This window comes from Nocardia rhamnosiphila NBRC 108938, assembly GCF_000720425.1.
Taxonomy (GTDB): domain Bacteria; phylum Actinomycetota; class Actinomycetes; order Mycobacteriales; family Mycobacteriaceae; genus Nocardia; species Nocardia rhamnosiphila.
The window spans coordinates 452,174-479,034 of sequence record NZ_JOAJ01000005.1; the positions used below are offsets into that span (position 1 = coordinate 452,174).

Below are 26,861 nucleotides of genomic sequence, written 5' to 3' on the forward strand. Positions count from 1 at the left end.
GCGGTGTATCAAAGCGCCGCCTGTTCGTGTGCGATCGGTTGTCGTGTTCGCCGTTGTACACGGTGTGCCGTTCCCGCGGTCGCACCGGTGTGCGCCGGCCGGTCCCGCGGGCAGTACCAGGGCAATCAGACCAGGTTGAGTGTAACCGGGATCGCGGAGGATATGGCGAAGAAAGACGGGGCCATCGAGGTCGAGGGGCGGGTTGTCGAGCCGTTGCCGAATGCGATGTTCCGGATCGAGCTCGAGAACGGGCACAAGGTCCTCGCGCATATCAGCGGCAAGATGCGTCAGCACTACATCCGCATCCTGCCGGAGGACCGGGTCGTCGTCGAGCTGTCGCCGTACGACCTGTCCCGCGGTCGGATCGTCTACCGCTACAAGTGAACGAGTGGGCCCCGGCTCGCTCCCCGAGATTTCCCCGGTCGTACCCGACCGGGGTCAACTGTGTCCACACCCGTAGGTGTGGGCCGCTACGAAAGATTGGACGGACGTGAAGGTTCAGCCGAGCGTCAAGAAGATCTGCGAGAAGTGCAAGGTGATCCGGCGTAACGGCCGGGTCATGGTGATCTGCGACAACCTGCGGCACAAGCAGCGGCAGGGCTGACACCGGGCCTGAGCACCGAACGCGGTTCGGACTGGCACGCAGAAGAACTCCCAGCTCCAGCCGCACACTGAGGATTTTTCCGGGGTGACCCGGAAGGTGTGCGCGCCTACCCCCGGAACGGAGGCCGGGGCCCCACCAGACGAGGGGACGGACAGGGAGCAGACCTCCGCAACAGTTAAGGAAACTGCCAGATGGCACGTCTCATGGGCGTCGACCTCCCGCGCGAGAAGCGCATGGAGATCGCACTGACCTACATCTACGGCGTCGGTCGTACCCGCTCCAAGGAGATCCTGGCCGCGACGGGCGTCAGCCCGGACCTGCGCTCGAAGGATCTCACCGACGAGCAGGTCACGCAGCTGCGTGACTACATCGAGGGCTCGTCCCTCAAGGTCGAAGGTGACCTGCGTCGTGAGGTCCAGGCCGATATCCGTCGCAAGATCGAGATCGGCTGCTACCAGGGCCTGCGTCACCGTCGTGGCCTCCCGGTCCACGGCCAGCGCACCAAGACCAACGCGCGCACCCGCAAGGGCCCGAAGCGCACCGTCGCCGGCAAGAAGAAGTAGGGGATAAGCGATGCCTCCGAAGTCCCGGGCCTCCGGCCCGAAGAAGAGCCAGAAGTCGCGCCGCAGGGAAAAGAAGAACGTCCCGCACGGTCACGCGCATATCAAGAGCACGTTCAACAACACGATCGTGTCCATCACCGATCCTTCCGGCAACGTCATCTCCTGGGCGTCGTCGGGTCATGTCGGGTTCAAGGGTTCGCGCAAGTCGACCCCGTTCGCCGCGCAGCTGGCCGCCGAGAACGCGGCCCGCAAGGCGCAGGAGAACGGTGTGAAGAAGGTCGACGTGTTCGTCAAGGGCCCGGGTTCGGGCCGCGAGACCGCGATCCGTTCGCTGCAGGCCGCCGGCCTGGAAGTGGGCACCATCTCCGATGTCACTCCGCAGCCGCACAACGGCTGCCGTCCGCCCAAGCGGCGTCGCGTCTAAGCGGGAAGGAAGGTAGAGCACAATGGCCCGTTACACCGGACCCATCACCCGCAAATCGCGTCGCCTGCGCGTCGACCTGGTAGGCGGTGACCAGGCTTTCGAGCGTCGCCCCTACCCGCCCGGCCAGCACGGCCGCGCGCGGATCAAGGAGAGCGAGTACCTGCTCCAGCTGCAGGAGAAGCAGAAGGCCCGCTTCTCCTACGGTGTCATGGAGCGGCAGTTCCGCCGGTACTACGAAGAGGCCAACCGCCTCAAGGGCAAGACCGGTGACAATCTGCTGCGTCTGCTGGAGACCCGGCTGGACAACGTCGTGTACCGCGCCGGTCTGGCCCGTACCCGCCGCCAGGCCCGCCAGCTCGTCAGCCACGGCCACTTCCTGGTGAACAACAAGAAGGTCAACGTTCCTTCTTTCCAGGTCACCCAGTACGACATCATCGATGTCAAGGAGAAGTCGCTGGCGACCCTGCCGTTCCAGGTGGCGCGGGAGACCGTCGGTGACCGTCCGGTCCCCGGCTGGCTCCAGGTCATCCCGGGCCGGCTGCGCATCCTGGTGCATTCGCTGCCGGAACGCGCGCAGATCGATGTGCCGCTGCAGGAACAGCTGATCGTCGAGTACTACTCGAAGTAACAGCTGCGCCGCTGGTGTGGGCCGCCGAACCGCGACGGCCCGCACAACCCCTAGACGAGGCGTCAAATAGCGGGCGCCCAAAACAGGAGGATTGATCCCATGCTGATTTCCCAGCGTCCGACCCTCACCGAAGAGGTCATCGCCGACAACCGGTCGAAGTTCACCATCGAACCGCTCGAGCCGGGCTTCGGATACACCCTCGGTAACTCGCTGCGGCGCACCCTGCTGTCCTCGATCCCGGGGGCCGCGGTGACCAGCATCCGCATCGACGGCGTTCTGCACGAGTTCACCACCGTGCCCGGTGTGAAGGAGGATGTCACCGACATCATCCTGAACCTCAAGGGCCTGGTCGTGTCCTCCGAAGAGGACGAGCCGGTCACCATGTACCTGCGCAAGCAGGGGCCGGGGACCGTCACCGCCGATGACATCGTGCCGCCGTCGGGTGTGGTCGTGCACAACCCGGATATGCATATCGCCACCCTGAACGACAAGGGCAAGCTCGAGATCGAGCTGGTCGTCGAGCGTGGTCGCGGTTATGTCCCGGCGGTGCAGAACAAGGCGACCGGTGCGGAAATCGGCCGGATCCCGGTGGATTCGATCTACTCGCCGGTGCTCAAGGTGACCTACAAGGTCGAGGCCACCCGTGTCGAACAGCGCACCGACTTCGACCGGCTCATCCTGGACGTGGAGACCAAGAACTCCATCAGCGCGCGGGACGCGCTCGCCTCGGCGGGCAAGACCCTGGTCGAACTGTTCGGCCTGGCCCGTGAGCTGAACGTCGAAGCCGAAGGTATCGAGATCGGCCCCTCCCCGGCCGAGGCGGATCACATCGCCTCCTTCGGGCTGCCGATCGAGGATCTGGACCTCACCGTCCGTTCCTACAACTGCCTGAAGCGCGAGGGTGTGCACACCGTCGGCGAGCTGGTGGCGCGGACCGAATCGGATCTGCTGGATATCCGCAATTTCGGCCAGAAGTCCATCGACGAGGTCAAGGTCAAGCTGCACGCGCTGGGCCTCTCGCTCAAGGACAGCCCCGCGTCCTTCGACCCGTCCAGCGTGGTCGGCTACGACGCGAGCACCGGAACCTGGTCCGACAGCGGCACTTTCAGCGATAACGACGGCGGCGAGCAGGACTACGCCGAAACCGAACAGCTCTAGGCCGCCGGGGTAGGCGCCCCGGAACGGCCTTTACCAAGGAGAACCCACAATGCCCAAGCCCAAGAAGGGTGCTCGCTTCGGCGGGTCGGCGTCACACCAGAAGGCGATCTTCGCCAATCTGGCCACGGCGCTCTTCGAGCACGGTCGGATCACGACCACCGAGGCCAAGGCCAAGGCGCTGCGCCCCTACGCCGAGAAACTGGTCACCAAGGCCAAGGCCGGCACCCTGGCCGACCGCCGCGAGGTGCTCCGGGTGATCCGGAACAAGGACGTCGTGCACGATCTCTTCGCCGAGATCGGCCCGTCGTTCGAGGGCCGCAACGGCGGTTACACCCGGATCATCAAGACCCTGCCGCGTAAGGGCGACAACGCCCCGATGGCGATCATCGAGCTGGTCCGGGAACAGACCGTGACCAACGAGGCCGATCGCGCCCGCCGGGTCGCCGCGTCGCAGAAGGCGGAGGAGAAGGCCCCCGAGGCCGAGACCGAAGCCGAAGCCGAAGCCGAAGCCACCGAGGCTCCGGCCGAGGAAGCCGCGGCCGAGGAGAAGGCCGACGACAAGGCGTAATTCGTCTGCCGGGGACGCGTGCGACGCGGGTTCCCGGTTCGTCGACGAGCCCGCCGCCCACTACGGGCGTGCGGGCTCGTCCCGTATCCGGAGGATGGTCTGGTGAGCGAACACGAGCCGGGATACGCGACAACCGGTTCGGCCCCGCGCGGATCCGCCGACCCGCGGGCGGCCGGCGGGTCCGCCCCGGTGTCCGGGTCCGCGAGTGGGTCGCGCGGGAAAACAGCGATCACGCCGGTGCCTAGGCCGGAGGGCGCGCGGTTCCGCCTGGATATCTCCTACGACGGCACCGAGTTCGTCGGCTGGGCCCGCCAGCCCGGTCTGCGGACCGTGCAGGGTGTGCTGGAGGAATCGCTGGGGAAGGTGCTGCGTGAACCGGTGCAGTTGACGGTCGCCGGCCGCACCGACGCCGGGGTGCACGCCGAGGGCCAGGTCGCACATTTCGATACCGCGGTAGAGGTGGACGAGGACAAACTCGTGCACCGGATGGCCAAATTCCTGCCCAAGGATGTCCGGATCACCGGTGTCCGTGCCGTGCCCGCCGAATTCGACGCCCGCTTCTCGGCGGTCCGCCGCCACTACATCTACCGTCTCACCACGGCGCCCTACGGTGCCGACCCGCTGGCCGCGCGCAGCGTGGTGGGTTGCCGCCCGGTCGATGTCTCGGCCATGCGCGCGGCTTCCCACACACTGCTGGGTCTGCACGATTTCGCGGCCTTCTGCCGGCGCCGGGAGGGCGCGACGACTGTTCGCGAACTCCAACGGTACGACTGGGTACGGGACGGGGACCGGCTGGAGGCCTATGTCAGCGCCGACGCCTTCTGCTGGTCGATGGTGCGCAGCCTGGTCGGCGCGGTGCTCGCGGTGGGGGAGGGCCGCCGGACACCGGAGTGGGTCGCGGGGCTGTTGGCCGAGCGGAGCCGGTCGAGTTCGGTGACCGTGGCACCGGCGCACGGGCTGAGCCTCGTCGCGGTCGACTACCCCGCGGAACCGGACCTGGCCGCCCGCAACGCGCAGACCCGGGAGATGCGATCGGTCCCCGCGGGGGACTGCTGTATCTGATCACGCGTGCCGACCGTCGGGGTGGGCAGAAGGCGTGAGTGTGGCAGGCACCCCGAGTAGGCCTCGCGGTATTCGGCAGTCCTCGATGGGCCGCCGTTTCCTGGACGGCGGGCCGCGCACGCTTCAAAACCGGGTTGTCCCCGGTTACAGAGGCCGACCACTCGGCGTGAACGGCCGGTGAGTGCGGGCGCGCGCCTCGGTCGGCCCGGATGGGCGTACGACTCTGTGAGTGTTCGATGGTGGCCACTCGGCGAACGGCTCGCTGTACCTGCCAGGCCGCTGGGATCGGGGCGGGGAAGCTGCTCCACACCAAGGGTTTTCATGTACCGCCGCCGGATGGTGCCGCATAGGGCCGCACGTTCGCGTCATCGGCCGGTCGGCCGGGCCGCGCCGGACCACGGGGATAGGGTCGGGGCTGGAATAGGTCCCCTCGACGACAAGGTTGCGGTAGTTATGACGATCGATCTCGGACGATACGGCGTATGGCGCTACTACAAGCTGTTCACCCCGGAAGCGGCGGCGGAACTCGAGCGACTCGGCTACGGGGCCCTGTGGCTCGGCGGCTCGCCGAGCGCCGACCTCCCGGTGGTGGAGGACCTGCTGGCGTCCACCGAGACCCTGAAGGTCGGCACCAGCATCGTCAACATCTGGACCGCGCCCGCCGCCGAAACCGCCGAATCCTTCCATCGGATCGAGCAGCGGTTCCCGGGCCGGTTCGTGCTCGGCATCGGCTGTGGTCACCCGGAGGCGAACAAGCCCTACCGTTCCCCCTACGAGGCACTGGTCGAATACCTCGACGAACTGGACGCGGCCCGGGTCCCGGTCTCCGGCCGGATGCTCGCCGCGCTCGGCCCGAAGGTGCTGAAGCTGGCGGCGGACCGTACCGCGGGCGCGCTGCCCTACCTCACGACTCCGGAGCACACCGCGCAGGCCCGCGAGATCGTCGGTGACGCGCTGCTGGTGCCCGAACAGAAGCTCGTCGTGGACACCGATCCCGACAGCGCCCGCGCCACCGGTCGCACCGTGGTCGAGATGTACCTCGGCCTGCGCAACTACACCACCAACCTGCGGCGTCTCGGCTATACCGACGAGGACATCGCCAAACCGGGCAGCGACCGCCTGCTCGACGCGCTCGCCGTGCACGGGGCGGCCGACCAGGTCGCGGCGCAGGTCCGCCGTCATATCGAGGCGGGCGCCGATCACCTCGCCCTGCAGGTTCTCGACCAGGACTACCTGGCCACGCTGCGCACCCTGGCGCCCCTGCTCATCCAGCAGTCCTGACCCGGCGGGTGGGCCGCCCGAGCGGGGGCCCACCCGGCGTAGCACTCAGGAACGAACCAGCCTGGCGATCGCGTCGGTGGCTTCCTTGATCTTGGCCTCGGCGTCCGGACCGCCGGCGACCGCCGCGTCCACCACACAGTGGCTGATATGGTCCTCCAGCAACCCCATCGCGACCGCCTGCAGGGCCTTGGTCATCGCGGAGACCTGGGTGAGGATATCGATGCAGTACTTCTCCTCCTCCACCATCCGCTGCAGGCCGCGCGCCTGCCCTTCGATCCGGCGCAACCGCTTGAGGTAGTCGTCCTTGGCGGTGATGTAGCCGTGGTTCGCGTGGTCGTGGGACGTGTGGCCGGTCCCCGTCTCGTCGGCGGATCCCGCCGTGGTGGGTGTGGAAGTCACCGATTGTCTCCTCTGCGCCGGTCGAGAGGACCGTTCATACCCCCCTAGGGTACATCTCCGTTTCGGGCTTGTCAGCTACGGGCCCTCGCCTGTGCGCCCATGCCGGCGACGCGGAACAATCGAGACCATGACTTCCCAGGATCGGCCCGCGCTGGCCGTCATCGGCGGTAGTGGATTCTACGATTTCTTCGACGGCGCCACGGACGCGGTCACGGTGCGAACCCCCTACGGTGATCCGAGCGCGCCGATCGCGGTGGGGGAGGTCGAGGGCCGTCCGGTGGCTTTCCTCCCGCGGCACGGAGCACGGCACGAGTACTCCCCGCACACCGTGCCCTACCAGGCCAATATGTGGGCGCTGCGCTCGATCGGCGTGCGCCGGATCTACGCACCCTGCGCGGTCGGCAGTCTGCGGCCCGACTGGGGACCAGGCGCCGTGGTCATCCCCGACCAACTCGTCGACCGCACCTCCGGCCGCCCGCAGACCTATTTCGACGGTAACGGCATCCACGTCTCCTTCGCCGATCCCTACTGCGCCGACCTGCGCGCGACCGCGGTGAAATCCGCCGACAGCGCAGTGCACGTCCACCCGCACGGCACCATGGCCGTCATCCAGGGACCGCGCTTCTCCACCCGCGCCGAGAGCCGCTGGTTCGCCGCCCAGGGCTGGGACCTGGTCAATATGACCGGCTACCCGGAGGCGGTACTCGCCCGCGAACTGGAGATGTGTTACGCGGCGATCGCGCTGGTCACCGATCTGGACGCGGGGGTCACCGAGGGCGAAGGCGTCCGCGCGGCCGACGTGTTCGCCGAATTCGAACGCAATATCGGGCCGTTCAAGGAACTCGTCCACAGCGCGGTGGCCGCGGTCGCCGATACCGAGACCTGCGAGCACTGCGGGGTCCACGCCGGGGTCGCGTTGCCTTTCGAACTGCCCTGAAACCATCCCGCGGCTCGGCGCGGCCGCGGGATAGTGTCGTCCGGTGGATACGCCCCTGCGACTAGAGGTGATCGTCGCCAGTGTCCGGCCCGAACGCTTCGCGCCCGTGGTCGCCGACTGGTTCCTGCGCACGGCCCGGGCCCGGTCCGAATTCGATATCGGCGTGCTCGACCTGCTGGAGGTCCCGCTGCCGATCGATCTGACCGAGACCCCGGAGACCGCACGATTCCGTGAAAGGCTCGCGGCCGCGGATGCTTTCGCCGTGGTGACCTCGGAGTACAACCACGGCTACCCGGCCTCGGTGAAAACCGCCTTCGACAGCGCGAAACACGAATGGCGGGCCAAACCGGTGGGTTTCGTGTCCTACGGCGGCCTGTCGGGTGGATTGCGCGCGGTGGAACAACTCCGCCAGGTGGTGGCCGAGATCCATATGGTCTCGGTACGCGAATCGGTGAGCTTCCACCGGGCGCGCAAACAGTTCGACGCCGCGGGCAACACGGGCGACGGTGCCGCGATCGACGCGGCGGACCGGATGCTCACCCAACTCGCCTGGTGGGGCGGGGTGTTGCGTGGAGCGCGGGCCGTCGACCCTTATCCGGGCTGAGTCCTCGGCGGAGCCGGTGAGTACGGGGGACGGCCGTCGACCCTTGTGGGCCTCGTAAGGCTCGGCGCCGGGCGTCTGCCGCTACTCGCGGAGGTGATCGGATGGCAGGCCGGCCGGGAATACGGGCTCCGAGAACCCGGCGGCACGGTCGGGCGGCCATCGGCGGATCGATGCGGGTCGACGGTGGGACGAGCGGGTGGTGCGACCGCAAGGCCGGTGTTGTGCCGGGACGTGTCAGCGGTGCTGGGGCTGGTGGGCCGCCGGGTGGACATGGGGCGCGGGCTGCCGGGTCCGAGGTTCACCGATGTAGGTGTGCTCCCGGGGGATGGAGACCAGGTTCAGCGGGATCTGGGTGGTCGCGGTACGGACAACGACCCGGTTACCGATCGCGCCGGGTTGCTGGATCGACAGATCGGGTTTGGTGGCCGGCCAGCCCATCGGGTCGCCGGTGACATAGATCGTGGTGATACCGGCGTGCGGCGCGGGAGCCAGGACACCGTCGACGACGGTCGCGGTGAACATGGCGTCGGACTGGTGCATTTCGACGGCCAGCATCAACCGTTCCGGATTGCCGATCGTCTCGATCAGCTGATACCAGGCCTGGGGACGGTCGGTGCGCACCAGGATCCGTTCACCGACGGCCAGCGCGCGGAACACCAGCTGCTGCGCGAGATACAGTTCGCCCGCCACGTACACCGACGAGATACCGGCGCCGACGAGCCGCAGTGCCACACCGTTGCCCTCGTCGTCCGACCCGATCAGCTGTCCACAGCCCGACGACGGCAGCGCCAGCGCGTCCAGCACATCGATCGGGTACTCGGCGGTGGGGACGACGTCCTCGACATCGGGGATACCGATCGGCAGCTGCGCGAGCAGCCCGTCGCGGTGCCGGCCGTTCATCGAGACCATGCCCTTGGACGCGGTCTTCTCGGGGAGTTCCCGCAGGGTGGACCGCCAGGCCGCGCCGACATGCACGGTATCGGCCGTACTGCCGGGACGCAGCCGGACCGTGACCGTGGTGCCCCGGGATTCGGCCACCCACAGCTGCGAAAGGATCTCCGAGCCCAGCAGTTTCGGATCGATCGCGGACCCGATGTTGACACTGTTGCCGAGTTCGGCGTACCGCCACCGGTGGGTCAGCTCGCGCGCGTCGGCCCCGTGCAGCACCTGCCGGACGGCCGCCCGGATCTCCGAGGCGGTCAGCACCCGCGAACCGCACCCCGCGTCTTCCAGCGTCCGGACGATGCGCTGGGTCGCGATGGTGACCGCGCGCGCCGCGCCCTCGTCGCCGCCGCCGCGCCGGTTCGCCGCCCCGGGGCAGTCGACCATATCGAACCCGATCGCCAGCCAGACCGTGCGATACGCGGTGGCGGGCAGTGGCCCCAACAGTGATTCGTAGATGGCGCCGGCCGGTGTACCGGAGCGGCTGCGGTGGCCGTGGCTGATGATGTCGATACCGCTGAGCAGGATGTCGTGCTGGGCGAGGCAGGTCGCCAGTTCCGCCATCGGCAGCAGATGGGAGGCGTGCACCGCGGTGCGGTCGATACGGGTGAGCCCGCCGCGCGGCGGCAGCACCTCGACGACCGCGACCACCCGGCTCTCGTCCCAGTACAGGCCCAGCGACCGGTCGTCGGGCCCGCGGAAATCGCTGCTGTCCCCGATCCGGTATTCGCGGTGGGCCCGGTAGTTCCACCAGGTGCCGACCCAATCCAGCAGGACCCGGCGCCCGACCGGGACGAGCGGAATGCATCCGACGACGACCGCGACTCCCAGCGCGATCCACGGGTTCACTCCGGTGATCAAGGTGACCGTGCCCGCGACGAGCGCGAATACCTGCGCGATGAGCAGGTTGCGCATGGAGATACGCCCGAAAAGCAGGCTGCGCCTGCGCCCCAATGCGGCTGCAACGGCCATCAGAGTCCCCCAGGTACCCGGTGTCGGCCGATTATCGGCGGCCGAGCTGAACTACGTCCTCGCGAACTGTACTGTGTTCGGCGAGCACCAGCACAGTTCGGGGGAAAGCGATGCCTTCAAAGCCCACAACCAGGTGGCAGATCAGCGGTTACAACTTCCTGGTCCGTCGGATGGAACACGCGCTGGTGCGGCGGGACGTGCGAATGCTCCACGATCCCATGCGTTCTCAGGTGCGCGCCTATGTCGTGGGCCTGGTCCTGGCGGTGGTGGTCCTCGCCGGCTGTGGCGTGCTGGCTCTGCTCCGCCCGCAGGACAAGATCGACCAGAACAAAATCCTGATCGGCAAGGAATCCGGCGCCGTCTATGTGGTGATCAACGATGTGGTGCACCCCGCGTTGAACCTGGCCTCGGCCCGGCTGGCCGCGGGCGAGGCGCCGGCCGCGTCGATCGTGAAGGAAGCCGAGATCGGTAAGAAGGCCCGGGGTCCGCTGATCGGTATCCCCGGGGCACCCGGCTCGATCCACTTCGATTCCGCCGGTACCGGACGGCAGTGGACGATCTGCGACGAGATGAAGATCGACGGCAGCCAGGACCGGACGACCTCGGTTCTGGCCGGTGACCTCGAACTCGGCGCGAAAGCCGATGCCCTGGGCGCGGATCTAGCGCTGCTCGTGCAGGGGGAGAATTACACCTATCTGGTCTACGACAAGAAACGCGCGCGCGTCGATATGACCGACCGCGCGGTCACCGACGCCCTGAAGATCACCGGTGCCACCCCGCGACCGATGAGCGAAGGCCTGATCAATGCGATACCGGAAGTGCAGGCGATCGTTCGGCCCGATATCGCCGATGCCGGCAGCGCCCCGACCGGTTTCGAGGTCAGCGGTCACCGTATCGGTGACGTCGTGCAGGTCGGCACCTCCGGCACCGAGTATCACGTGGTGCTCGCCGATGGGCTGCAGCCCATCTCGGCCCTGACCGGGGAGATCATTCGTAACTCCACCCCGCAGACTCCGGGTGACGACACCATCGACCAGCGCGAACGCACCGACGCCCCGGTATCGGCGGCCCTGCGGGTGGGCGACTACCCGCAGACCGCGCCTGCCGTGCTCGAAGCCAAGGACCATCCGGTGAGCTGCCTGTCGTGGAAACCGATCCCGGAGGCCGGTGAGAACACCGGCACCAAGGCCGAATTGCAGGTCAGCACCGGGGTCGGCCTGCCGATGCCGGACAGCGCGAAACTGGTGCCGCTCGCCCAGGCCGACGGGTCGGGCCAGAACGTCGACTCCGCCTACCTGGCGCCGGGTACCGGCGCCTATGTACAGACCACCGGGATAGAACCGGACAGCAGCCGTAAGGACAGCATCTTCTATATCGCCGATACCGGTGTGCGGTACGGCATCAAGAACGCCGACGCCGCAAAGGCACTGGGTATGCCGGAGAAAGCCGAACCCGCCCCCTGGCCGATCGTCGGGCTGCTGGCCTCCGGGCCCAGCCTGGGCCGGGAAGAAGCGCTGGTCGCACACGACGGGGTCGCACCGGATCCGTCACCGGCCGCACAGCCGGTCGCCACGGGAAAGTGATCACCTGCCCGCGGGGGTGATACCGCCGCCGAGCGATCCGGGCAGCGGTATCACCGACGGCCTGCCCGGGTCGGCCACGTGGCCGTCGAATCGGCCGCCCACACAATTCGCCCAGGCATGCTGTTCCACATGCCCGCCGCCCTGCTCGCACTGGGCCGGCGTCACCGGAACGTCGAACGCATCCTCTGGATAAGCTCGGGCCGGACCTGTTCCGGCATACATATAGACGTGCACGGCGGAACCCGGTTCCCGACCCGGAAGAGTCGAGCACGCAAAGTACGGTCTCGGTGACACCGGGTAGCCGCGTGGCGTACCGACTACTCGGTCAGGCGTCGTCTTCGCCGACGCCGAAGCGGCGGCGGGTCGGGAACGAGGCGAGATAGCCGAGAACCAGGCCGCCGCCGATGATCCCGCTGCCGATGAGCGCCACATTGCGGGCGGTGTGGTCCGGTGGAGTGGGGGGCGCGGGGATCGCGAGCTGCTTGCTGACCGCCGGATTCGGCTGCTTGGGCCGTAGTTCGTCGGGCACCTCGTTGGTCAACGCGGCGATCGGGTCGATCGCGCCGTAGCCCACATACGGATTCCAGCCCTCGGCCGGCGCGTGCGCGGTCGCCTGGATCCGTTTCATCACCTCGACCGCGGACAATTCGGGGAAGCGGGAGCGCACCAGCGCGACCACGCCGGAGACATAGGGGGCCGCGAAACTGGTGCCGTTGATGGTCTGCTGGCCGCCCTGGGCATTGACCGTCCCGTTGATGACCCCGCCACTGTGCACGTCGAGGGAGACGATGTTCTCACCCGGTGCGGCGACACTGAGCCAGGGGCCCGGCACGGTGAACTCCGAGGGGGCTCCGTTCGCGTCGATCGAGCCGACCGAGAGCACCAGATCGTCGTAGCGCGCGGGCGTCACGTTGACGGTCGCGTTGCTCCACGGGTCTGCCGCGGGGTCCAGCGGGTCCTGGACGCCGGTGTTGCCCTTACAACTGTCGTTGTCGGTGTTACCGGCCGAGGCCACCACGACCACGTTCTTCTGGTGGACGGCATAGTCGAGCGCGGCACCGAGCGAGGCATCGGAGATCGGGCCGGCACTGCACGCGACCTCGGAGATATTGATGACGGTGGCGCCCATATCAGCGGCCCGGCGGACGGCCTGCGCCATGGTGGCGACATTGCCGTAGCCCTCTTTGGAGAGGTCTTCCGGCGTTTTGGTGGCATTGCTGCCCGCTTTGACGTACTTGTCGCTCGTCTGGCGGATCGTGAGAATCGTCGCCGCCGGCGCCACTCCGGAGAAGCCCTCCTCGGGAGCCCGGCTCGCTCCGATGATGCCGGCCACGATGGTCCCGTGCGCGTCGCAATCCTCGGTGCCGTCACCGCTGTTGGCCACGAAGTCGCCGCCGGCGCGTAGCCCGGGCAGCCGGGGGTGGCGGGCGACGCCCGTATCGATCACCGCGACGACCTGCCCGGCTCCTTCGGAGAACTGCCACGCCCGCGGCAGGTCGAGGGCGGCCTGCGCGGGTGGCACGGTCGGGCCGCCGCCGCCGGAAACAGTGCTGTTGCAGGCGGTATTCGCCTTGCGCTCGGTGGCCTGCGAGGGTTTCGCCGGATCACCGGCCGGTAGTTGACCGGGATCGACGGGTGCGGGCCGGTCGGCATACGCCACCGGAGACCCGAGTCCGAGCGTCGCGCTCACCCCGAGCACCGCGGCCACCGCCGCGGCGCGGACCCCCCGGTTCACAGCCCGCGGACGAGGGAGTAGAGGTCGGTCACCCAGAACACGAGCGGCAGCACAGCGGCCACGAAGCCGTATTCGATCAGTTCCGCGGCCCGGCGCATCGGCGGAGTGGCCGTCTGGTTGGGGACGATGATGCCGAGGACGAGCGCGGCGATCAGCATGACCAGGGCGACTCCGAACGCGGCCAGCGGCAGATCGGCCACGAACGCCATCCCCACCAGCATGGCCAGCAGGATGGCCGCGCCGCCCGCGATCAGGATCACGGCCTGTTCGGCACCGGCGTAGGTGCGGCTGCGGAACATCAGAACCGCCGCGCACACCAGCGCGAGCGTGATGCCCTGCCAGAAGAAGCCGCCACCGGCGGGATCGGTCGCCACCAGCGCGCCGACCACCGTGACCAGCGTGGTCGCCGAGACCAGCCCGCTCAGATAGGTCCGCGCCCGCGCCGATTTCGCGTGCAGGGCGCCGAGAGTGGGCAGCGCCCGGTGATCGTCGGGATCGTCTTCGGTCGGATCGATCGGGGTACCGGGCGAGGGCACCGGCGGCAGCGGCAGTTTCGCCAGCATCATGGAGATTCGCGGGGCCAGCGACAGCGCGGCGAGGCCCAGAGCCGCGACCACCGCGCCGACGGCTTTCATCGGCTGCTCGGTGAGCAGGCCGACCAGCGCGGAAGGCACCGCGAACAGCGCTACCGTGCCCGCCCCGATGAACAGCCCCAGTCCCACACCGGTGACCCGCCAGGCCAGAATCGCCGTGGCCCCGAGCAACGTGGAACCGAGCAGCATATGGGACCAGTCGTAGTGATCCGGCACGATCAGCATGCCGCCGGTGAACGCCAGCGGCAGCGCGCAGCCGCCGAGTACCAGCGAGGTCTTCGGATCGCCGTACACCCGGCTGAGGATCATCGCCGCGACCACCAACAGCACCGCCACACCCAGCGCGATCGCTCCGGTGATCCAACCGGGCATCGCGTCCGGCGACGCCAGCAGCGCGGTGCAACCCGCCAGCATGGTGAGCACCGCCAGCACCGATCCGGTGATCCGCGCGGTATTCGGATTCCACCCGCGGAAATGTTCGGAGTCGGCGACGGCGACGTTGTACATGATGTCGTCGAAAAGCGGGGTCGGCGCGGTATGGGCCGAATTCTCCAGCATCAGCAGTTCGCCGTCACGCACCCCCTGTTCACCGAGGCTGAGTGAATTCGACAGGGGCGGCTGACCGATCCGGGCCAGTACCCAGTCCGCGGGTTCGTAGCGTTCGCCCTGGTTGTCGAAGTCGTTGGTTCTGCTGTGCGCGGCGATCATATCGACCACACTCGGGATCACCAGGGCGACCGGAACGTCGACCGGAATGGCCATATCGACCTGGGTGTGTTTGGCCAGAATGGTGACCCTGGTGAGATCCGGTGCGCGGACTATCCCCCGCGAGGAATCTTCCTCCATATGGTCCAGTCGCGCATGCGTCACGCTTCCCCCAAGTTGGTTCGCTACCCTGCTCGTTTTCCGCATTCTCCCAGGAGATCGCGGGTTGCGTGCCCCCGGTCCGGCCAGCAGAATGCAGGTCGAACTGTACGACATGTTCGGGCTTGCCTCTACACTGAGCCCGAACATCGCATGGCCACAAGGGGGATCTCGTTCGATGACCACTGTCCGTTTTCAGCGGCGTGCGCGCCGGGAGGTTCCACGGACACCGGGCGGCGAGGTCACCCTGCAGCCGCCCCCCGAAATCCCCCGGGTGACACCGGGAAATCTGCTGGGCAAGCTCATGCCGGTCGTGATGATCATCGGCATGGTCGGGATGATGGCGCTGATGTTCACCCAGGGTGGTGGTATCGCGTCGAATCCGATGTCGCTGATGTTCCCGATGATGATGATGGTCTCGATGGTCGGGATGTTCGCCGGCCAGGGCAACGGTAAGGGCGCCAAGGCGGCCGAGGCCAACGAGGACCGCAAGGACTATCTGCGCTATCTGGACCAGGTCCGCAAGGATGTCGGGGTCACGGCGGCCGAGCAGCGGGCCGCGGTGGAGTGGAGTCATCCGGAGCCGGGCCTGGTCTGGATGCTCGCGGGCACCTCCCGGATGTGGGAGCGCCGGCCCAGCGACAAGGACTTCTGTCACGTCCGCATCGGCATCGGCGGACAGCGTCTGGCCACCCGCCTGGTCGCCCCGGAAACCGGGCCGGTGGAGGAGCTCGAACCGATCGCCGCGGTCTCGCTGCGCCGCTTCGTCCGCGCGCACTCCACGGTGCCCGATCTGCCCACCGCCATCGCGGTGAAGGGTTTCGCCACCATCGCCCTCGACGGCGACCGGTCCCAGGCCCGGGACATGGTGCGCGCGATGCTGGTCCAGCTGGCCATGTTCCACGGCCCGGACCAAGTGCTCACCGCGATCGTCTGCGGTCCCGACACCAGCGCGGAATGGGAATGGACCAAATGGCTGCCGCACACCCAGCACCCGGACGCCCAGGACGGCATCGGCACCCAGCGGATGTTCTTCGGTTCGATCCGCGAGATGATGACCGGCCTCGCCCCGATTCTCGGCAACCGGGTCCGCTACTCCCGTAACCAGCCCACCAATTCCGCCATGGTGCACGTGGTGATCGTGGTGGACGGCGGTCTGCTCGAGGCCGAAGAGGACCAGCTGCGCGAATCCGGTTACGAGGGCGTCACCGTCATCGACCTGTGCGGCTACGCGCCGCGCCTGGCGGTATCGCGCGGAATCGGCCTGACCATCCGCAACGGTGAATGCCTGGGCCGCGGCGCCACCGGAAACCAGGAGCGTTTCGCGGTCATCGACCGGATCAGCCGGGAACAGGCCCAGCAGGTGGCCCGCCGCCTCGCCCCGTACCGCGCGGCCACCCAGCGCAGCAGCGATGTCGAGGTCACCGAAGGGGAGACCATCAACACCTGGGCGCAACTGATGGGTCTGGGCGATATCGGTTCCTTCAATCCCGAGAGCGCGTGGCGGCCCCGCTACGGCCGGGAGCGGTTGCGGGTTCCGTTCGGTGTCGGCGCCGACGGGCTACCCGTAGTCCTGGATATCAAGGAAGCCGCCGAATCCGGGATGGGCCCGCACGGTCTGTGCATCGGCGCCACCGGTTCCGGTAAATCCGAGTTCCTGCGCACCCTGGTGCTCAGTCTGCTGGCCACTCATTCACCGGACCAGCTGAACCTGGTCCTGGTCGACTTCAAGGGTGGCGCGACCTTCCTCGGCCTCGACGGTGTGCCGCACGTCGCGGCCGTCATCACCAACCTGGAAGAGGAAGCCGACCTCGTCGACCGTATGCGCGATGCCCTGGCCGGTGAGATGAACCGCCGCCAGGAAGTGCTGCGCCAGGCCGGTAACTTCGCGAATGTCTCCGAATACGAGAAGGCCCGCGCCGCCGGAGCCGATCTCGACCCGCTGCCCGCGCTGTTCGTGGTTCTCGACGAGTTCTCCGAACTGCTCACCCAGCACCCCGATTTCGCGGAACTGTTCGTGATGATCGGCCGCCTGGGCCGCTCGCTGCACGTCCATCTGCTGCTCGCCTCGCAGCGGCTGGAAGAGGGCAAGCTCAAGGGCCTGGAATCGCATCTTTCCTACCGCATCGGCCTGAAGACGTTCTCCGCCAACGAATCCCGCCAGGTACTCGGCGTCCCGGACGCCTACAACCTCCCCAACAATCCCGGCGGGGGCTATCTGAAATCGGATTCGGGCGAGATCCAGCGATTCCAGGCCTCCTACGTCTCCGGCGCGTATGTGGGTGGCGGGCCGCAGCGCGATATCGCGGTGGCGACGCGGGCCGGCGAAATCGATATCACCGCCCGCCCGTTCCTGGCCAAACATGTCGAATTCCGGGCAGTGGACCGGGTACCGCTGGCCCCCGAACCGCTCGACGATCCGGAGCCGCTGGTCGAGGACGGTGAACAGATCTCCAATATCGGCATGCTGGTGGCCCGGATCCGCGGCCACGGCCGGCCCGCCCACGAGATCTGGTTGCCGCCGCTGGACGCCGCCCCGTCGCTGGACGAACTCGTCCCGCGCTCGATTCTGACCGGCGAGTACAACGCGCACGCCGGCCTGCGCGCGCCGATCGGTATCGTCGACCGCCCCTACGACCAGCGACGCGATCCGCTGGTCGTGGATCTGTCCGGTGCACGCGGCAATGTGGCCGTGGTCGGTGGCCCGCAGTCGGGTAAATCGACCATGCTGCGCACGCTGATCATGGCGATGTCGCTGACCCATACCGCCGAACAGGTGCAGTTCTACTGCCTGGACTTCGGCGGTGGCACCCTCGCCAGTCTCGAGGGCCTGCCGCACGTCGGTTCGGTGGCCGGCCGGTTGGATCACGACAAGGTCCGCCGCACCATCGCCGAGATGACCACCATCGTGCGCACCCGCGAACTGCGCTTCCGTCAGCTCGGCATCGAGTCGATGTCGGAGTTCCGCCGCCTGCGCGCCGGCGATCCGGCGAGCAGCCAGGCCGCCACCGGTGCCCACGAGGACCCCTTCGGCGACGTCTTCCTGGTGATCGACGGATTCGGCTCGATCCGCCAGGATTTCGAGCCCCTGGAACAGGCGATCATGAACCTCGCGGTCCAGGGCCTGTCCTACGGCGTGCACGTCGTGATCGCGCTCTCGCGCTGGATGGAGGCCCGGCCGCAGCTCAAGGACCAGATCGGCACCCGGCTGGAACTGCGCCTCGGCGATCCGGCCGATTCCGAATTCGGCCGCAAGGTCGCGGCACTGGTTCCGCAGAGCCGGCCGGGTCGCGGTATGACCCCCGAAAGCCTGCACATGCTCACCGCGCTGCCCCGGGTGGACGGATCCTCCGAAGCGGAGGATATCGGTCGCGGCGTCGCCGACGCGGTCGCGCGACTACAGCAGGCGACTCCCGGACGCCCCGCACCGCAGGTCCGGATGCTGCCCGAACAGCTCGACCGGGAACAGTTCGTACGGGCGATCGGACCCTGGCAGGGTCCGGCGGACCGGCGCAATGTCGCGATTCCCATCGGCATCAACGAATCCGAGCTCGCGCCGGTTTTCCTCAATTTCGACGACAACCCGCACTTCCTGATCTTCGGCGATACCGAATGCGGGAAGTCGACGCTACTGCGCAATATCGTCAGCGGCGTCGTCGAATCCAATGCGCGCGACAAGGCGGCGCTCATCCTGGTCGATTTCCGGCGCACCATGCTCGGCTATTTCGACCAGGACCGCCTGGCCGCCTACGCGACCGGCGCCGAGGGCCTGACCACGAATATGCGTGATCTCGCCGCCCTGTTGCGATCCCGGATGCCCGGCCCGAACGTCACCCCGCAGGAGCTGCGCGACCGCTCCTGGTGGACCGGACCGGACCTGTTCGTGATCGTCGACGATTACGACCTGGTCTCCAGCGGATCCAGTGGCAACCCGCTCGCGCAGATCGTCGACTACCTCGCGCACGCCAAGGACATCGGCCTGCATCTGGTCATCGCGCGTCGCTCCGGCGGCGCGGGCCGGGCCATGTACGAGCCGGTGATCTCCCGGATGCGCGATCTGGCCACGCCGGGTCTGATCATGAGCGGCAGCCGGGAAGAGGGCGGATTGCTCGGGAACGTGCGGCCCAGTGCCATGCCGCCGGGCCGCGGCACCCTGGTCGGGCGTTCGGGTAACGACCTCATCCAGACATCGTGGATGCCGACGCAGTAATGCCGGTGGCCGAGATCGCGCTGACCGAGACACGGCTGTGGGCGTGGAGCGCGAACACCCATACCGATCTGATCCCTTCGGTTGTGCCCACCGGCGACGGCCGCAGTCTGGTGGTGGGCGAACCGCTGGCCCCGCCCTCCATCGCGGTGTCGCCGGTGCAGCTGGTCACCGCCGACCGCATCGCCTACGACCCGGGTATGCCGACGCCCGAGGAAGCATTGGGCGCGGTCTTCGGTCATACGCTCACCCAGCTGCGTTTACCGACACCCTGTGAGCGGCTCACCGTCGTGCACCCGACCGAATGGGACCCGCATCGGCTGACCGTCCTGGAGTCCGCGGCCCGCCGCCACAGCGGTCACGTGACGCTGGAGACGGTCGCCGTCCGGGCGGTCGCCGCCGGGCGGCGGTTACGCGATGTGCGCACCGTGGTCCTCGAATTCGGGCCGCTGTCGACCACCGCGTCCACGGTGGTTCCGGCGGAGGGCGGTCCGCGGCTCGAATACTGCGAACACGAGCCGGTACTGGCCGCCGCCGAGATCGCGGCGGGCGACGACGGCCGCGCCGGTTTCGACGCGCTGCTCGAGCGGCTGCTGCACGGCTGCCAGGTGAGTTCGGTGCTCGTGGTGGGCCGCACCGATGCCGGCTTTCTGGCGCGGATCGGTGCGGTGGTCGCCGACCGCTGCGGGAAGGCCGAGTTGGTGGTGGTGGCCGGTACGGATCTGGTGCGGGTGCCCCGTACCGATCCGGGTGATCACCGCCCCGCCCTGCCCCCGGCCGCCGCCGAGACCGAATGGCTACAGCCCCTGCGGGAACGGGCCGCCGCCACCCGGCCACCGCGCTCCCGGACCCCGCTCTATCTCGGCGTCGCGGCCCTACTCGTCGTCGCCGTCCTGGCGGCCGCCGGTATCGGTATCGCCCGGATATCCGGCGGTGGCTCCGATGCCGTGGCCGCCGCGCCGTCCACCGCACCTGTCTCGGACACCGGCGACACCGCACCCGATCCGGACCCGGTGACCTTCGGTGCTCTTCGTCTCACGATCCCGGACGGATGGCGGGCCCAGGACCCGTCCGCAGGCTCCGCTGAGCGTCTGGAACTGATGCCCGAGACCGGTCTGCGCGCCCGGATCACGGTGACCCAGCAGCCTGTGACAGCCGATGTCGGCTACGAACGCATCGCCGCCGATCTGGAAGCGCAGATCGCCCGTCGCCCAGCGGGTTCGGTGTCCGCGGTCCGCCGCGACGTGGTCTTCGCGGGCCGTCCCGGACTGGCCTATTCCGAGCATCCAGAGGACGGATCGACCGTTGACTGGCATGTTATCGTCGAGCACAGCATCCAGATCAGTATCGGGTGCCAGTATCAGACAGGGGGGCAGGACTCGATCACACCTATCTGTGAAGACCTCGCGAACTCGCTGGATGTCACTCCATGACTCCGGTCGGGACGTTTTCCGAAATCCTATGGAACCGATTGGGCGGGGATCGCGTCCAATCATCATGAAGGCAAGTTCGGACCGTTTGCGGACGCAGGGGGTCCGGATCCGAACTCTTGAAAAGGAGGACCCATGGCGGGCGAAGTCACTACCGATTTTGCGGCGATGGAGACAGCGGCCAAGCATGTCGAGACCGTGAACGGTGCGTTGGTCAGCGAGCTCGGAAATGTCCGCAATCTGGTTGCGGGCACACAGGGGAACTGGAAGGGCTCCGCTGCCGGCACCTTCCGGAAGGTCATGGACGACTACGACCTTCAGTCGAAGAAGCTGAACGATGTCCTGGTGGAGATCGCCGGTCTGATTCGTGAGAACGGTAAGGGCTACACGGCGACCGAGCAGGCGAACCAGGACGCCATCAATGCCGCGGGTGCGTCCGGAGATCTGGGTTCGGGCTCCAGCCTGAATATCTAGGTCCCGCCTTCCGACTCATAGCCACAAGGAGACACAATGTCAGATGCGATTTCCTATTCCGAAGCCCAGCTGATGACGCTGTCGGGGGACCTGAATACCTCGCGGGGCCGGCTTCAGGAAACCCACGACGAGCTGCAGGGTTACGTCAACGGTCTGGTCGCCCAGTGGGGTGGTGAAGCCCAGGTCGCCTACAGCGCCAAGCAGAAGCGCTGGGACGACGCGCATATCGCCCTGCTGGACATCATGCAGCGGCTTTCCGACATCGTCCGGGACGGTGCGATCGATATGTCCACCACCGATAAGACGAACGCTGCCCGCTGGATGTGAACAGCGGCACGAGAGGTTTCGGGTATGCCGAAATTCCTCGTTCCATCGTTTTCCGGTTGTGCCCCGAGTGAAAAGCGCTCGGGGCACAACCTTTATGTCAGGGCACTTGTTCGAGCAGCTTGTACTGCGCCGACACCTTTTGATGAAGATCCTGGATCTGAGTGCCGTTCATGATCACCGAGTAACGGCCCGCGGTGAAAAGACATTTCAGCGATCCGGTCGAGTCCGGGTCTTCTGCACAGTGGGCCTCCGGCATTCCGGGAGGACTGTCGACGGCCCGATACTCCGGCTCGAGCCGGTCGACGAAATACGCGTGTAAGCGGTCCGCCGCTGGTTCGTCGCCCGCTCGATAGATTTCCGGTTCGCCGTGTACGACCAGATCGACCCGCGCATCGTCGAATGCGCGCTTCGTGAGGTCGGGCCGCTGGAGTAGATGCAGAGCCGTATTCGCGCTCATCACCGCTTCGGCGGTGCCGTCCGGGGCGGGCAGTGTATAGCTCAGTAATCCGTCCCGATCGACCGGGAGATCGGCGAGTTCTGCCTCCGGCGTCGGTTCGTAATTCCGCAGCCGCTCGAACTGTGTATCGAAAACCTCGGCGGCAAGGCCGGTGAGGGCGGTCTGATCCGGGGGAATGTCCACGCCGCCACCGATATAGGTCCACAATACGAATTCGTTCCGAGCGACGGCGGCCGAAACCGCTCCGTGGGCGCGGGCCTGCCCGAACGCATCGGTGTAGCCGGGAATCGGAATTGTGCCGACGGGCGGGTACCGGCTGTGCCACAAGCCGTCGGCGAGTGCCCGGGCCGCCTGTGCCGCCGACTCCGGTGTCGAGAACCGCATGACGGTGAGGTCGACGGAACGTCCGTGGAGTTCGTCTTCCCGTCGTTGCCCTATCGTCTCCCAACCGGCGATGAATCCCGGTGCTGCGGCGGAGAAGTTGTCGACGATCCGTGGCGGGTCGGTGCGGGTGAATATCCGTTGCTGATGTGCGATCCGGGTGAAGACCAGCTTCGGGCCGGTCTCCATGATCAGTGCTACGTGTTCGCCCAGCCGCAATGCTTCCTGGATATCGATATTCGCCGATGTTCGCACTTCCTCCGGCGACCGCGGGGTCGTGCGGTAATTGCCGGTTTGCAACGCGGCGACGTCCACGGCGGGATCCGCGCCGTTCGCCCCGGGGCCGCAACCCGCCGCCAGCACTGTGGCCACAACGCCCACGGCATACCTCAGGCGCCTCGGTAATGTCCTCATCGGTCCCCCCTCGTGGTCAACCCACGACCTCGGCTATGGCGGGCACCATTTCGTCCGTCAGAGTGCCCGGTGACTGTTCGGTCCACACCTGGAACGCCTGAACGGTGGATATATCGTCGACGACGACGATTTTCGCGGTCGCGTTCAGGAATGCGACGGGCAGGCCCCCGAGCCCACCGTTCCCGGCGGTGGTGTCGGACCGGGTGACCACGATGACATCCAGCCCTTCCGGCATGGTGAAACCGGTCGGCGACAATTTGCGTGGTGATTCTTCGTTTCGATAGGGGCGGTAGGCGTCGCTGTAGCGAAAACCTATGTCGCGAAGGAAGTTCGCCTGAGGCGATCCGTCCAGGGCGATCGAGAACAGGGAGTTCCCGTAGTTGAATGCGGCGACGGTCTTACCGGAGAACTGCGGGTGGTCGGAGCGAACCTGCGCCAGGTCGGGTCCACCGGCCGATCCAGGTCCCGCATCGGAGATGAAATAGGTCCCGACCGCCACGGCCAGTAGCACGACGGCGGCGACGGAAGCCGATACCAGGATTCGGCGCAACCGGCCGCCCCCGGACTTCGAGTCGGGAAACCCGGCTGCGTAGCCGCCACGAGGCTCCGTCACGATGGTGTCCTGCCCGGGTGGCAGATGCAGGCCGCCGGTGGGCGTGTATCCGGCATGAGCTGCCTGCGGCGCGGGGACCACCGGTTTGGTCGCTCCGAACCCGTCTACGGAAGCGACGAAGGGCGGGCCACTACCGGCAAAGGCCGCTTCCGCGTCGGCGACCAGTTCGCGGCAGGTGCCGTACCGGTCCCCGGGATTCTTCGCCAGTACGCGGGCGAAAACGTGGTCGAGGGCCTGCGGTAGGTCCGGCCGGATCGCCGATATCCGAGGTGGCGGCTCGTTCAAATGCCCCATCATGACCACCGCCGGAACAGTGGAGGGGTACGGATTCTGGCCGGCCAGCAATCGGTAGAACGAGCAGCCGAGACTGTAGATATCGGAGCGGTGGTCGAGGTGGTGGCCGAGTAGTTGTTCCGGTGACGCATAGGCCACTGTCGCCATGAATTTTCCGGTGGCTGTCAGATTCCGGCTGTCCTCGACCGACTTGGCGACACCGAAATCGGTGAGCAGCACCCGTTCCTCGTCATCGTCGGGCGCGTTGGAGAGCAGAAAGTTCGCAGGCTTGACGTCGCGATGCAGTAGGCGCCTGCGGTGCGCGTAGTCGAGCCCCCTGCCCACTCCGGAGATGATGTGCAGCGCTCGACTCGGGGTCATGACGGCCGGGCCGTTCTTGGCCTCCTCGGACGCGTCGGTACCCGGGACGAACTTCATCGCGATCCAGAGCCGTCCGCCTTCTTCGCCGCGGTTGTAGACCGGGACGATATTTGGGTGATCCAGACCTGCGGCAAGATCACCCTCACGCTCGAATCGAGCCCGGAACTCGGGATCACCGGACAGGTCCTCGTCGAGGATCTTGATCGCGTCCTGGCGCGGCAGGCTGGGATGCTGTCCCAGGTAGACCGCGCCCATCCCGCCACTGCCGAGCAGCCGAGTCAGTCGATAGCCGCCGACAACGGCACCGGGCGGCAACACCATTCGTTCCTCCTCGTCCATACGACCGCCCACCGGGCGTGCTGTCGTCGCTCCGGCCCACGGGCGGAGAGCGTCCCGTCCGGCACCGACTCGGCCTCGGGGCAGCGCCGGCTCATCCGGGCTCCCTGCTGTTTGCGAGTACGGCGTACTGGGCGGCCGTGGCCTGGTACAACTCCGGCGCCGGGAGATCGCCGAGTCCATAGGAACCGACCACGGCCACATAACGCTCGTACACGGTGACGCAGAAGAACCGGTCGGACATGACCGCGGTGGAGCCTCGTTGGACGCACCGGGCGTCGACGAGGCCCGGTGGACCCGGGATCTCCTCGTCGTATTCGGCCGGCCGGGACAGTGCCGTCTGCAAGGCGAATGCCTGTTCGGCAGATGCCGTGCGATAGACCGTGGCGTCGTTGCGCGCGACCAGGTCCACCCCGTATCTCGCGTAGTCGGGTACCTGATCGGCGTCGTTCTCGAAGTGGATATGGGCCGCGGGGGAGTAGGCGCCGGCCAATTCGTTGTACGCCGCACTGCCCGCGTACTCCGGCGCCAGCGCGGTGCTCATGATCCCCTCCGGGTCGACGGGAAGGTCGAGGATATCGTCGGGCGGCGTGGGTGTCAGCTCCCTTATTGCCGCAAACTGCAGGTCGAGAAGGGTTTTCAACTGATCGGCCAGCCGATCTGCGCGATCGACGGGGGCGGAGATCGAGCCGGCCACGACGTAGGGACCCGAGGCGGCGAAGACCTGCGCGCGATCGCGGGTCGGCACGCGGCCGGCGTGGGCGTCCTCGTGTCCCGGTATCGGAAGCTTCTCGCGGCCAGGGGCGATCTTGTCCATGGCCGCGCTGAACTCGGCAGCGGCCACCCGGGCGTACTCGTCGTTGCCGAATCTCAGCAGTGCGACGGTACCCTCCTGTGGAGTGCGCGGATTGTTGTTGCCGCGCGCGGTCACCGCACCCGCGACCAGGTAGTTCTTCTCCGAGATCGGCGTGAAATCCGGCGGCAGCAGGGAGGGCGTAGTGCCGGGAAGGGCCAGCTGGGTCTCGTTCAGGTAGCGAAGTTCCGGGTCCACGTCGTGCGGTGAGATCAGGAAACCGAGCATCCGCCGCGCCTCGAGCGAGTACACATCCGCGTCCGTGGTGATATCCATTTCGAATGCCACCGGTTCGGTCGGGAACAACCCGACATCGAGTTTTCCCAGGTCCGCCGGTGTGGCGCCGGGGGCTGCCCGGCCGGTGATCGTGGATCCGCAGGCGGTACTCGCCACAGCCGCGGCAAGTGCGAGGAGCGCCAGCAGTATTCGCCTACCGGGTCCGGTGGGACTGTGCGTGTCCGATATCCGCAACTCTTCCCCCTATCCACCCAGGAGCAGGGCGTACTGCGCCGAGGTCTTCTGATGAAGATCCTGGATCTGGCCGCCCTCGACCTGCGCGAAATATCTTCCCGTCTGGAGTACGCAGAAAGCCGAGGGATTCATATGTGCGGCCACCTCCCTGTTGAAGCACGCGACCTGTCCGTCGATTCCCTCGGGCGCCTCGATCATCCGGCTGCCCGCCGCTTCGTCCGAATCGGGCCGGAATTCGTCCCACAACGCTCGAGCTCCCTGCGCGGTCTTGCTGCGCATGACCACCGATTCGCCCAGCGCGATATCGGTGACCTGGCCGGAATCGAGGAACCGCAGGTCCGTTATCCCGCTCAGGGCGTACACCGCACCGCGGCCGTGGAATGCGTCCGGTGGGCCGTACATCGCGACCATCTGCGGGCTCTTCGGAAGGGCGAGGGCCAGTACGCCGTCCGGATCGAGGGCGATCTCGTTCAGCTGTTCCGCCGGGGTGGGCTCGAACTCACCGAGCAAGGGCAGCTGAACAGCGAGCACGGATTCGGTGCGCTGTACCAGTGCCGCCAAGTCGGCCTTTTCGGCCCGGTCGTCGTACTTGACGAAGACGACGTAGCGGTCGTGGGCGGTCCAGCTTCCCAACGATGCGTGCCCGGGTCGCCAGTGGGCCTTCGCTTGCGGATAGTTCGGCAGCTGTACCGGACGATTGTCGGTATTGAAGGTGAAGTCGTCGTATTCCAGCCTGCCGGCGACGGAGCCGGCAGTGGCCGGGTCGGGGAACATCAGAACGGCGATACTGAGCTGTTGGGTGTTTCCCGGATCCCCGCCGGTCGACCAGGTATGGACCCAGCCCGTGATCAGATCCGCGGCGACTTCGTCGAAGGTGTCGTTGATGACCAGAGACTGCATGTCCCGGCGATCCAGTACGACAGGTCCGCCCGTGCCCGCGACCCGGTTCACATAGCTCGGATCGATTTCGAACGGGAGAGCCACGAAATCACCCAGTCGCTGGCCTTCTCGGTATCGAGCGGCTTCGTTGTCTTCCGCCGTGCCGAACGTGACGGGTTCGGTCGGATAGTTCCCCACGTCGAGTCCCGACAGGTCCGGTTCGGCACGGACCGCCTCACCGGCTACCACCGAACCGCAGCTCGCGAGCGTCGTCACCAGCAGCCCGGCCGTCAGCGTGGCGCAGATTCCGCGCAGCACAGCCCGCCCCGGTCGGTGCATTGCGGCCCCCTCACGAATCGCGATCCTGCGGAATCGTACTGCACGGTGGGGCGGCTCAACGGGTTACGTGTGAGCGATCGGGCCGACCAGCAGTGGGGCGAGGCAGGGC

At 67.3% G+C, this 26,861-nt stretch carries 24 protein-coding genes; 16 read left to right on the forward strand and 8 right to left on the reverse strand.

Going from position 1 to position 26,861, the window contains the following annotated elements; genetic code table 11:
- The first annotated feature begins 162 nt into the window (after positions 1–162).
- The 9 genes from infA (at position 163) to IG75_RS0119690 (ending at position 6,288) form a co-directional block, all read left to right on the forward strand.
- Complete coding sequence (infA, locus tag IG75_RS0119650; protein WP_003418601.1) at positions 163–384, forward strand: translation initiation factor IF-1; 222 nt, start codon at positions 163–165, stop codon at positions 382–384.
- Between the two features lie 106 nt (positions 385–490).
- On the forward strand, positions 491–604 hold the full coding sequence (gene rpmJ, locus IG75_RS0119655) for a 50S ribosomal protein L36 (protein ID WP_025347279.1): 114 nt from the start codon (positions 491–493) through the stop codon (positions 602–604).
- A 191-nt stretch (positions 605–795) separates the two neighbouring features.
- Positions 796–1,167: a 30S ribosomal protein S13 gene (gene rpsM, locus IG75_RS0119660; protein WP_030522614.1), complete on the forward strand. Its 372-nt coding sequence runs from the start codon at positions 796–798 to the stop codon at positions 1,165–1,167.
- Between the two features lie 10 nt (positions 1,168–1,177).
- Positions 1,178–1,591, forward strand: coding sequence for a 30S ribosomal protein S11 (rpsK, locus tag IG75_RS0119665; protein ID WP_030522613.1), 414 nt, complete (start codon positions 1,178–1,180; stop codon positions 1,589–1,591).
- A 22-nt stretch (positions 1,592–1,613) separates the two neighbouring features.
- Entirely contained in the window at positions 1,614–2,219 is a 606-nt protein-coding gene (gene rpsD, locus IG75_RS0119670) for a 30S ribosomal protein S4 (protein WP_030522612.1), read from the forward strand.
- Between the two features lie 99 nt (positions 2,220–2,318).
- Positions 2,319–3,377: a DNA-directed RNA polymerase subunit alpha gene (locus IG75_RS0119675; RefSeq protein ID WP_030522611.1), complete on the forward strand. Its 1,059-nt coding sequence runs from the start codon at positions 2,319–2,321 to the stop codon at positions 3,375–3,377.
- 49 nt (positions 3,378–3,426) lie between these two features.
- Positions 3,427–3,945 (forward strand): 50S ribosomal protein L17, encoded by a 519-nt coding sequence (gene rplQ, locus IG75_RS0119680; protein WP_030522610.1) that lies wholly within the window; start codon positions 3,427–3,429, stop codon positions 3,943–3,945.
- Between the two features lie 228 nt (positions 3,946–4,173).
- The gene (gene truA / locus IG75_RS0119685; protein WP_030525853.1) at positions 4,174–5,007 is read left to right on the forward strand and encodes a tRNA pseudouridine(38-40) synthase TruA; all 834 of its coding nucleotides are present in this window, start codon (positions 4,174–4,176) and stop codon (positions 5,005–5,007) included.
- 453 nt (positions 5,008–5,460) lie between these two features.
- Positions 5,461–6,288 (forward strand): LLM class F420-dependent oxidoreductase, encoded by an 828-nt coding sequence (locus tag IG75_RS0119690; protein ID WP_030522608.1) that lies wholly within the window; start codon positions 5,461–5,463, stop codon positions 6,286–6,288.
- Positions 6,289–6,333: 45 nt separating this feature from the next.
- Here the strand turns inward: IG75_RS0119690 and IG75_RS0119695 are convergent, their stop codons facing one another.
- The gene (locus IG75_RS0119695; protein WP_030522607.1) at positions 6,334–6,687 is read right to left on the reverse strand and encodes a metal-sensitive transcriptional regulator; all 354 of its coding nucleotides are present in this window, start codon (positions 6,685–6,687) and stop codon (positions 6,334–6,336) included.
- Between the two features lie 127 nt (positions 6,688–6,814).
- Here IG75_RS0119695 and IG75_RS0119700 point away from each other — a divergent pair, with 127 nt between their 5' ends.
- Both IG75_RS0119700 and IG75_RS0119705 read left to right on the forward strand, forming a co-directional pair.
- On the forward strand, positions 6,815–7,624 hold the full coding sequence (locus tag IG75_RS0119700) for an S-methyl-5'-thioadenosine phosphorylase (RefSeq protein ID WP_030522606.1): 810 nt from the start codon (positions 6,815–6,817) through the stop codon (positions 7,622–7,624).
- 43 nt (positions 7,625–7,667) lie between these two features.
- On the forward strand, positions 7,668–8,228 hold the full coding sequence (locus IG75_RS0119705; RefSeq protein ID WP_030522605.1) for an NADPH-dependent FMN reductase: 561 nt from the start codon (positions 7,668–7,670) through the stop codon (positions 8,226–8,228).
- Positions 8,229–8,462: 234 nt separating this feature from the next.
- Here the strand turns inward: IG75_RS0119705 and eccE are convergent, their stop codons facing one another.
- Positions 8,463–10,142 carry a type VII secretion protein EccE gene (gene eccE, locus IG75_RS0119710; RefSeq protein ID WP_051714732.1) on the reverse strand — a complete coding sequence of 560 codons (1,680 nt, stop codon included), beginning with the start codon at positions 10,140–10,142 and terminating at the stop codon, positions 8,463–8,465.
- Positions 10,143–10,252: 110 nt separating this feature from the next.
- On the opposite strand from eccE, the gene eccB reads away from it, so the two are divergent.
- Positions 10,253–11,725 (forward strand): type VII secretion protein EccB, encoded by a 1,473-nt coding sequence (gene eccB / locus IG75_RS0119715; RefSeq protein ID WP_030522603.1) that lies wholly within the window; start codon positions 10,253–10,255, stop codon positions 11,723–11,725.
- 325 nt (positions 11,726–12,050) lie between these two features.
- Here eccB and mycP read toward each other — a convergent pair whose 3' ends face one another.
- The gene (gene mycP, locus IG75_RS0119725) at positions 12,051–13,460 is read right to left on the reverse strand and encodes a type VII secretion-associated serine protease mycosin (RefSeq protein WP_036514493.1); all 1,410 of its coding nucleotides are present in this window, start codon (positions 13,458–13,460) and stop codon (positions 12,051–12,053) included.
- Positions 13,457–14,923, reverse strand: coding sequence for a type VII secretion integral membrane protein EccD (eccD, locus tag IG75_RS0119730; protein WP_030522601.1), 1,467 nt, complete (start codon positions 14,921–14,923; stop codon positions 13,457–13,459). Before eccD ends, mycP begins: the two co-directional genes overlap by 4 nt.
- Positions 14,924–15,095: 172 nt before the next feature.
- Here eccD and IG75_RS0119735 point away from each other — a divergent pair, with 172 nt between their 5' ends.
- The 4 genes from IG75_RS0119735 (at position 15,096) to IG75_RS0119750 (ending at position 21,355) form a co-directional block, all read left to right on the forward strand.
- Complete coding sequence (locus IG75_RS0119735) at positions 15,096–19,127, forward strand: type VII secretion protein EccC (RefSeq protein WP_030522600.1); 4,032 nt, start codon at positions 15,096–15,098, stop codon at positions 19,125–19,127.
- Entirely contained in the window at positions 19,109–20,557 is a 1,449-nt protein-coding gene (locus IG75_RS0119740; protein ID WP_156058987.1) for a type VII secretion-associated protein, read from the forward strand. The genes IG75_RS0119735 and IG75_RS0119740 overlap by 19 nt, the downstream gene beginning before the upstream one ends.
- 132 nt (positions 20,558–20,689) lie before the next feature.
- Positions 20,690–21,028: a WXG100 family type VII secretion target gene (locus tag IG75_RS0119745; protein WP_030522598.1), complete on the forward strand. Its 339-nt coding sequence runs from the start codon at positions 20,690–20,692 to the stop codon at positions 21,026–21,028.
- 36 nt (positions 21,029–21,064) lie between these two features.
- A complete protein-coding gene (locus IG75_RS0119750) occupies positions 21,065–21,355 on the forward strand; it encodes a WXG100 family type VII secretion target (RefSeq protein ID WP_030522597.1) in 291 nt (96 codons plus the stop codon).
- A gap of 97 nt (positions 21,356–21,452) precedes the next feature.
- Here IG75_RS0119750 and IG75_RS0119755 read toward each other — a convergent pair whose 3' ends face one another.
- The 4 genes from IG75_RS0119755 to IG75_RS0119770 all read right to left on the reverse strand — a co-directional run bounded on the left by IG75_RS0119755 (position 21,453) and on the right by IG75_RS0119770 (position 26,752).
- The gene (locus IG75_RS0119755) at positions 21,453–22,574 is read right to left on the reverse strand and encodes a DUF7373 family lipoprotein (protein ID WP_030522596.1); all 1,122 of its coding nucleotides are present in this window, start codon (positions 22,572–22,574) and stop codon (positions 21,453–21,455) included.
- Between the two features lie 49 nt (positions 22,575–22,623).
- Entirely contained in the window at positions 22,624–24,195 is a 1,572-nt protein-coding gene (locus IG75_RS0119760; RefSeq protein ID WP_030522595.1) for a serine/threonine-protein kinase, read from the reverse strand.
- Positions 24,196–24,304: 109 nt separating this feature from the next.
- Positions 24,305–25,534 (reverse strand): DUF7373 family lipoprotein, encoded by a 1,230-nt coding sequence (locus IG75_RS0119765; RefSeq protein WP_156058984.1) that lies wholly within the window; start codon positions 25,532–25,534, stop codon positions 24,305–24,307.
- A gap of 9 nt (positions 25,535–25,543) precedes the next feature.
- A complete protein-coding gene (locus IG75_RS0119770) occupies positions 25,544–26,752 on the reverse strand; it encodes a DUF7373 family lipoprotein (protein WP_036514490.1) in 1,209 nt (402 codons plus the stop codon).
- Positions 26,753–26,861: the final 109 nt, after the last annotated feature.